General features: G+C 73.1%; 8 protein-coding genes. All 8 read right to left on the minus strand.

Going from position 1 to position 7,761, the window contains the following annotated elements:
- Window positions 1–3 precede the first annotated feature (3 nt).
- The 8 genes from ACFI33_RS10365 to tsf all read right to left on the minus strand — a co-directional run bounded on the left by ACFI33_RS10365 (window position 4) and on the right by tsf (window position 7,737).
- Window positions 4–1,431 (minus strand): dihydrolipoamide acetyltransferase family protein, encoded by a 1,428-nt coding sequence (locus ACFI33_RS10365; protein ID WP_036314052.1) that lies wholly within the window; start codon window positions 1,429–1,431, stop codon window positions 4–6.
- On the minus strand, window positions 1,428–2,483 hold the full coding sequence (locus ACFI33_RS10370) for an alpha-ketoacid dehydrogenase subunit beta (RefSeq protein WP_051995228.1): 1,056 nt from the start codon (window positions 2,481–2,483) through the stop codon (window positions 1,428–1,430). Before ACFI33_RS10370 ends, ACFI33_RS10365 begins: the two co-directional genes overlap by 4 nt.
- Before the next feature lie 8 nt (window positions 2,484–2,491).
- Complete coding sequence (gene pdhA, locus ACFI33_RS10375) at window positions 2,492–3,646, minus strand: pyruvate dehydrogenase (acetyl-transferring) E1 component subunit alpha (protein WP_036314048.1); 1,155 nt, start codon at window positions 3,644–3,646, stop codon at window positions 2,492–2,494.
- 156 nt (window positions 3,647–3,802) lie between these two features.
- Window positions 3,803–4,402 carry a DivIVA domain-containing protein gene (locus tag ACFI33_RS10380; protein ID WP_036314046.1) on the minus strand — a complete coding sequence of 200 codons (600 nt, stop codon included), beginning with the start codon at window positions 4,400–4,402 and terminating at the stop codon, window positions 3,803–3,805.
- 49 nt (window positions 4,403–4,451) lie between these two features.
- Window positions 4,452–5,288: a phosphatidate cytidylyltransferase gene (locus tag ACFI33_RS10385; protein ID WP_036314044.1), complete on the minus strand. Its 837-nt coding sequence runs from the start codon at window positions 5,286–5,288 to the stop codon at window positions 4,452–4,454.
- Window positions 5,289–5,313: 25 nt separating this feature from the next.
- Window positions 5,314–5,871 carry a ribosome recycling factor gene (gene frr / locus ACFI33_RS10390; protein ID WP_036314042.1) on the minus strand — a complete coding sequence of 186 codons (558 nt, stop codon included), beginning with the start codon at window positions 5,869–5,871 and terminating at the stop codon, window positions 5,314–5,316.
- A gap of 53 nt (window positions 5,872–5,924) precedes the next feature.
- Entirely contained in the window at window positions 5,925–6,692 is a 768-nt protein-coding gene (pyrH, locus tag ACFI33_RS10395; RefSeq protein ID WP_002857706.1) for a UMP kinase, read from the minus strand.
- A 208-nt stretch (window positions 6,693–6,900) separates the two neighbouring features.
- Window positions 6,901–7,737 carry a translation elongation factor Ts gene (tsf, locus tag ACFI33_RS10400; RefSeq protein WP_078026174.1) on the minus strand — a complete coding sequence of 279 codons (837 nt, stop codon included), beginning with the start codon at window positions 7,735–7,737 and terminating at the stop codon, window positions 6,901–6,903.
- Between the last annotated feature and the right edge of the window lie 24 nt (window positions 7,738–7,761).

Raw genomic sequence — 7,761 nt, forward strand, 5'->3', positions numbered from 1 at the left:
CCGTCAGACCATGGTCAGGGTCAGACCCGGGCGGCGCAGGATCGCGCCGACGTCCGCGAGGAAGCGCGAGCCCTGCTCGCCGTCCACGAAGCGGTGGTCGAACGAGAGGGACAGCGTCATGACGTCCCGCAGGGCGATCTCGCCGCGATGCTCCCACGGCATCCTCCGGACCTGGCCGATCGCGATGATCGCCCCCTCACCCGGGTTGATGATCGGGGTGCCCGCGTCCACGCCGAACACCCCGACGTTCGTGAGCGTGAAGGTGCCGCCGGCCAGATCCGCCGGGGACAGCCGCCCCTCGCGGGCGAGGCCCGTGAGATCGCGGATGGCGTCGGCCAGCTCCCTCAGGCTCATCGCCTGGGCGTCCTTGACGTTCGGCACCATCAGCCCGCGGGGGGTGGCGGCGGCGAAACCGAGGTTCACGAAGTTCTGCTGGACGATCGTCCCGGCGGCCTCGTCCCACCGGGCGTTGACGTCCGGGGTGCGCTCCATCGCCACGAGGCACGCCTTGGCGGCGAGCGTCATGGGCGTGAGCTTGACGTCCCGGAACTCGCGGGAGGCCTTGAGCTCGGCGAGCAGCTCCATGGTCTCGGTGACGTCCACCTGCAGGAACTCGGTCACGTGCGGGGCGGTGAACGCGGACTGCACCATGGCCGCCGCGGTCGCCTTGCGCACGCCCTTGACCGGCACGGCCTCGGTGCGCGGGCGGCCACCCAGGGTGCGGACGCCCCCGGTCGAGCCCGACTCGGCGCCGGACTGCGGCGGCGCCGCCGCGGCCGCGGGCTGCCCGCCCCCGGCCAGGAACGCCTCGACGTCCGCGCGGGTGATGACCCCGCCCACACCCGTGCCGGTGACCTGCTCCAGATCCACGCCCGCGCGGCGCGCGTACAGGCGCACGGGCGGAGTGCACCGGGGTCGCTCGCCCGGGGCCGGCTCGTGGGCCGCGTCCGCGCGGTCCGGCTCGGCGGCCTCGGGCTGCGGGCGCCCGGCGCCGGCGGGGGCCGCCTCCGACGTGGACGGCGCCTGTCCGCGGGCGGGCTCGCCCGCCGGGGCGGCCGACGTCGCCGGGGCCGCGGAGCCGCGCCGCGCACGGCGGCCGGGCTTGCCGGTGTCCGGCGCGGCGCCGTAGCCGACGAGGGTGGGCACGCGGCCGTCACCCTCGGCGGGCCCGCCGACGTCGGGCTCGGCGCCCTCGAGGGTGAAGGTCACCAGGGGCGCACCGACCTCGAGGGTCTCACCCTCGGCGCCGTGCAGGGCCGCGACGACGCCCGCGAACGGGCTCGAGACCTCGACCACGGCCTTGGCCGTCTCGACGTCGGCGAGCACCTGGTTCACGCTCACCGCGTCGCCCTCGGCCACGCGCCACGTCACGATCTCGGACTCGGTCAGGCCCTCGCCGAGGTCGGGCAGGCGGAAGGTCTTCTGGCTCATCGGGTCTCCTCCCCGGCGTTCTGGGCCGCGAGGAACTGCTCGGCGGTCTCGGGGGCGGCGAACGCGTCCACGGAGTCCAGCGAATTCGGTCGGCCCAGAGCACGGTCCAGGCCGTCGAGGATGCGGTCGAGGTCCGGCAGGTGCAGGTGCTCGAGCTTGGACGGCGGGTAGGGCACGTCCATGCCGGTGACGCGCACCGGCGGGGCCTCGAGCCAGTGGAACGCGCGCTCGGCCACCGTGGCCACGAGCTCGGCGCCGAGGCCGCCGGTGCGGGAGGCCTCGTGCGCCACGACGAGCCGGCCGGTGCGCCGCACCGAGGACTCGACGAGGCCGGTGTCCAGCGGGGACAGGCTGCGCAGGTCGACCACCTCGACCTCGACGCCCTCCTCGGCCGCCACCTCGGCGGCCTGCAGGGCGGTCTTCACGAGCGGGCCGTAGGCCACGAGCGTGGCGTCACGGCCCTCGCGCAGGATGCGGGCCGGGCTCATCGGCGGGATCGCGACGTCCAGGTCCACGTCGCCCTTGTCGTGGTAGCGACGCTTGGGCTCGAGGTAGACCACCGGGTCCTCCGAGGCGATCGCGGCGCGGATGAGGTCGTACCCCTCCTGTGGGGAGGACGGGGAGACCACGCGCAGGCCCGCGGTGTGCAGGAAGTAGGCCTCGGGCGACTCGGAGTGGTGCTCCGGGGAGCCGATGCCGCCGCCGAAGGGGATGCGGATGGTGACCGGCATCGGCACGGCGCCGCGGGTGCGGGCACGCAGCTTGGCCAGGTTCGCCACGATCTGGTCGAACGCCGGGTACACGAAGCCGTCGAACTGGATCTCGACGACGGGCCGGTAGCCGCGCATCGCCAGGCCGATGGCCGTGCCCACGATGCCGGACTCGGCCAGCGGGGTGTCGAGCACCCGGTCCTCGCCGAACTCGGCCTGCAGGCCGTCGGTGATGCGGAACACGCCGCCGAGGGCGCCGATGTCCTCGCCCATGAGCAGGACCTTGGGGTCGTCGGCCAGGGCACGCTGCAGGCCGCGGTTGATCGCCCGGCCGAAGGTCATGCGCTCGCTCACGCGCCCGCCTCCTCGTCGCCGAACTGCTGCAGGTAGAGGGCGTGCTCGCGGCGCTGCCGCTCGAGCTCCTGGTGGGGCTCGGCGTAGATCTCGTCGAAGAGCCTGTCCGCGCCGTCCTCCTCGAGCGCCTCGAGGGCGCGGCGGACCTCTGCCGCCAGCTCGTCGGCCTCGGCCTGGGCCTGCGCGAGCACGGCGTCCACGTCCACGTCGAGGGTGCGCAGGTGCGCCTCCACGCGGGTCAGCGGGTCACGGGCCTTCCAGGCCTCGAGCTCGGCGTCGTCCCGATAGCGGGTGGGGTCGTCCGCGGTGGTGTGCGGACCCATGCGGTAGGTGACGGCCTCGATGAAGGTGGGGCCGCCCCCGTCGGCCGCGCGCTCGACGGCGGCGCGGGTCGCGGCGAGCACGGCCAGGACGTCGTTGCCGTCCACGCGCATCGACGGGATGCCGAAGCCCCACGGGCGGTCCGCGATGCTGCGGCGGGTCTGCAGGCGCACGGGCTCGGAGATGGCCCAGTGGTTGTTCTGGCAGAAGAACACCACGGGCGACTGGTACGAGGCGCTGAAGACCATGGCCTCGTTGACGTCCCCCTGGCTCGTGGCGCCGTCGCCGAAGTAGACGATCGTGGCCACGTCCGCCTGGTCCCGCTGGACGCCCATCGCGTAGCCGACGGCGTGCAGGGCCTGCGCGCCGATGATGATCTGCTGGGTGGCCACCCGCGTCTCGTTCGGGTCCCAGCTCGAGAACGTGGAGCCGCGCCACACCCGCAGCAGGTCCAGCGCGGGGACGCCGCGGAGCAGTGCCACGCCGTTCTCACGGTAGGACGGGAAGACGAAGTCGTCCGGGCGCAGCGCGACCGCGGAGCCCACCTGGGCGGCCTCCTGGCCCAGCAGCGGGGGCCACAGGGCGAGCTCGCCCTGACGCTGCAGGTGCGTGGCTTCGACGTCGAGGCGCCGGACCACGGCCATCTGACGGTACAGCGCGGCGAGGGCGTCGGCGTCGACGTCCTCGATCCACGGGTCGAGCTCCGGCTGCGGACGGCGGCGGCCCTCCGTGTCGAGCACCTGGAGCATCACGGCCTCGGCCGGGCCCGCCGGGGGCGGAGAGCCGGCGGACTGTCCGCCGGTGGGACGGGTGTGGTCCACGAGGGTCACTGGACTGCCTTCCGATCGACGCCCACGGTGCGGGGCGAGGGAGTTGTACGCATGCGCGAGCAGGGGTGGAGCGCGCGGCGTCTCGGTGGTGCGATTGTACTCACGTGAGTGTGATCTGCGCCACTCTGCCCGGGGCCGCCGCGCGAGGGCCGGGTGTCAGGCGCGGCGCAGCAGCACGTCGACGGCGGCGTCGAGGTAGGCGTCGACCTGGCCCTCCTCGTAGCCGGCGGCACCCTCGGCCTCGCCGAACGACGCGCGGCGCACGTCGTCCGCGGTCAGCCCGCCCTCGGCGCCGGGATCCGTCGAGTCCTCCGCACCGGCCAGGGTGACGCGCAGACGGTCCACGAGCGCGTCCACCTGGTCCACGTCGTAGCTCACGGCGTCCGCGCGGGAGGGGCGGCGGAAGCGCTCCGCCGGGGCCCGATCGGCGCGGGCCACGAGTTCGGCCACGCGCTCCTCGAGGTCCGCGGCCCAGTCCTCGTCCCCGCGCTCGGCGACGAAGGCCTGACGCTCGGCGGCGGCCAGCTCCTCCTCCAGACGGTCCAGCTCGTCGTCCACCTCGTCGGTGGCGTAGCCGCCGTTGACGGTCGCGAAGCGGGCCTGGCGCACCTCCTCCGCCGTCAGCGGGGCACCGCCGTCGCGCGCCTCACGGGCACGCGCCATGAAGGCGTCCACGTGGGTGGTCTCGTAGCCGATCTCGTCCTGCTCGACGAGCTCGAAGACCGGCTCGGCGTCCGGGGTGGTGCGGGGGGTCATGGGCGTCTCCTGCGGTGTGGGTCCCGGACGTGCCGGGTCGAGGGGTGGATCAGGTCAGGGGCAGCGCCAGCACGGTGTAGGCCACCGGCGCGGCGAACACGAGGGAGTCCAGGCGGTCCATCACGCCGCCGTGGCCGGGCAGGGCGGAGGACATGTCCTTGATGCCGAGCTCACGCTTGACCATGGACTCGGAGAAGTCCCCCGAGGTGGCGGCGGCGACGGTGGTCACGCCGAGGACGGCGCCGACCCACCACGGCTGGCCGACCAGCAGGGGGACGGCGACGACGCCCACCAGCACCGAGCCCGCCAGGGAGCCGGCCAGGCCCTCCCAGGACTTCTTGGGGCTGATGCGCGGGGCGATCGGGGTGCGGCCGAAGCGGTAGCCCACGATGTAGCCGAACGTGTCGTTGGAGACCACCATCAGCAGCAGGACCGCCACCATGCGGTGCCCCAGCGGCTCGTCCAGGAGCGCCGCGGCGAAGGAGAGCAGGAACGGCGCCCACAGCACGATGAACACGCCCGCGAGCATGAACTGGCCCGCCGGACGCCGCCGCGTCAGCGCCGTCCACACGGCCACCAGCGCCAGGCATGCCACCAGGGCGATGAACAGCGCGGGCACCCCCCACCGCCACGCGGTGAGCGGCAGGACCGCCGCGGCCACCCAGAGCGGGGGCCGCGGCACGTCCAGGCCGATGCCGCGCACCGCCGTCGCGATCTCGGACACCGCGCCGACCAGCAGGGCGACCACGAGGAGGACCAGCAGCCAGTCGAGCCAGAAGAGGCCGACCAGGGCCGTCGCCAGCAGCCCCACCCCCACGAGGACGGCGGACTTGAGGTCGCGGCCGCCGCGCGGGGGTGCGGGCGAGGTGGACACGGCGGAGGTCATGGGGCGAGCGCGGACGGCGGGAGGCTCAGACCTCCAGCAGCTCCTGCTCCTTGTTCTTGGCCATCTCGTCGATGAGCTCGACGTGGCGTTTGGTGAGCGCGTCCAGCTCCTTCTCGCCGCGGGCACCCTCGTCCTCGCCGACCTCGCCGTCCTTGACGGCCTTGTCCATGGCCTCCTTGGCCTTGCGGCGGGCATTGCGCACGGAGATCTTGTGCTCCTCCGCCTTGGACTTGACCAGCTTCACGTACTCCTTGCGGCGCTCCTCGGTCAGCTCCGGCATCACGATGCGGATGACCTTGCCGTCGTTGGACGGGTTCGCGCCGACCTCGGACTCGGACAGCGCCTTCTCGATGTTGCGCAGGGCCGACTGGTCGAACGGGGTGATGAGCAGCGTGCGGGCGTCCGTGGTGGTGAAGGACGCCAGCTGCTGCAGCGGGGTGAACGAGCCGTAGTAGTCAACCATCACCTTGGAGTAGAGGCCCGGGTTGGCGCGGCCCGTGCGCACGGAGGCGAAGTCCTCACGCGTGGCCTCGATGGTGCGGTCCATCTGCTCTTCGGCGGACTGCAGGGTCTCCTGGATCACGGTGTCTCCTCGGTGTGGTGGAACAGGTCTGCCGCCATCCTACGCGGCGCGCCTCAGACGGTGACGGTGGTGCCGATCGGCTCGCCGAGCAGGGCGCGGGTCACGTTGCCCGGGCCCTCCATGCCGAACACGCGCATGTCCAGGTCGTTGTCCTTGCACATGGTCATGGCGGTCAGGTCCATCACGCGGATGTTCCGCAGCAGCGCCTCGTCGTAGGTCAGGTGCGTGAGACGCTCGGCGGTGGGGTCCTTCTTGGGGTCCGCGGTGTAGACGCCGTCCACGCCGGACTTGGCCATCAGGACCTCGTCCGCCCCGACCTCGAGGGCACGCTGGGCCGCCACGGTGTCCGTGGAGAAGTAGGGCAGGCCGGTGCCTGCGCCGAAGATCACGACGCGGCCCTTCTGCATGTGGCGGATGGCGCGCAGCGGGATGTAGGACTCCGCCACCTGCTCCATGTGGATGGCGGACTGCACGCGCGTGGTGACCCCGGCCTGGATGAGGAAGTCCTGCAGGGCCAGGCAGTTCATCACGGTGCCGAGCATGCCCATGTAGTCGGCCCGACGGCGGTCCATCCCGTTCTCGGACAGCTCGGCGCCACGGAAGAAGTTGCCGCCGCCGACGACGATCGCGATCTCCACCTGGTCCGCCGCGGCGGCGATCTGCTCGGCGATGCCGCGGACGGTCTCCGGGTCCACGCCGATCTTGCCGCCGCCGAACACCTCGCCCGAGAGCTTGAGCAGCACGCGACGGCGGCCGGTGTCGTCCGAGGTCTGCGGGGCGTGGGCGGTGGTCGGGTCCTCGGGGGCGCGGTTCGTCTCCATGGGAAGCATCTCCTGGTCGGTGGGGGGTCGGGCCGGGGACGGCCGTCGCGGGGGCGGACACGCGGACGGGGTGGCCGCCCGGTCGGGGCGGCCACCCCGTCATGCGATGGTCGTCGGCGCCATCCGGCGCCGGAGTGGACCTCGGGTCGCTCCCGATCCTACGCCCCCGCGGGGCGTGGACCGGGAGCGGCCGGTCCGGGTGCGGCGGTCAGTTGCCGACGCGGAAGCGGGCGAACCCGGTGACGTTGGTGCCGGCGTCGGAGGCGACCTTGCCGACGGTCTGCTTCGGGTCCTTCGCGAACGGCTGGTCCACGAGCACGATCTCCTTGAAGAAGCCGGTCAGGCGGCCCTCCACGATCTTCGGCAGGGCCTGCTCCGGCTTGCCCTCGGCACGGGCGGTCTCATCGGCGATGCGACGCTCGTTCTCGACGGTCTCGGCCGGCACGTCCTCACGGGTGAGGTACGTGGGCGAGTAGGCCGCGACGTGCACGGCGATGTCGTGCGCGGCGGTCTTGGCCTCGGCGGAGTCGGCGTCCACGGCGAGGAGCACGCCCACCTGGGCCGGCAGGTCCTTGGAGGTCTTGTGCAGGTAGGCGTCCACGTAGGCGCCCTCCACGCGGGCCAGGCGGCGCACGGCCACCTTCTCGCCCAGCAGGGCGCCCTCCTCGGTCACGTAGTCGCCCAGGGTGCGGCCCTCGTGCTCGGAGGCCAGCAGGCCGTCGACGTCGGTGGCGCCGGAGGCGACGGCGGCGCGCAGCACCACGTCGCCCAGGGCGATGAACTTGTCGGCCTTGGCCACGAAGTCGGTCTCGCAGTTGAGCTCGATCATGACGCCGACGCCGTTCTCGACGGTCGCGGCCACGAGGCCCTCGGCGGCCGAGCGGCCCTCGCGCTTGGTGGCGCCCTTGAGGCCCTTCACGCGGATGATCTCGATGGCCTTCTCGGCGTCGCCGTCGGCCTCGTCCAGAGCCTTCTTCACGTCCATCATGCCGGCGCCGGTGCGCTCGCGCAGGGCCTTGATGTCAGCAGCGGTGTAGTTCGCCATGCTCGTTCGGTCCTTCCCGTGGTG

The sequence above is a fragment of the Micrococcus sp. PSi08 genome, from assembly GCF_054960655.1.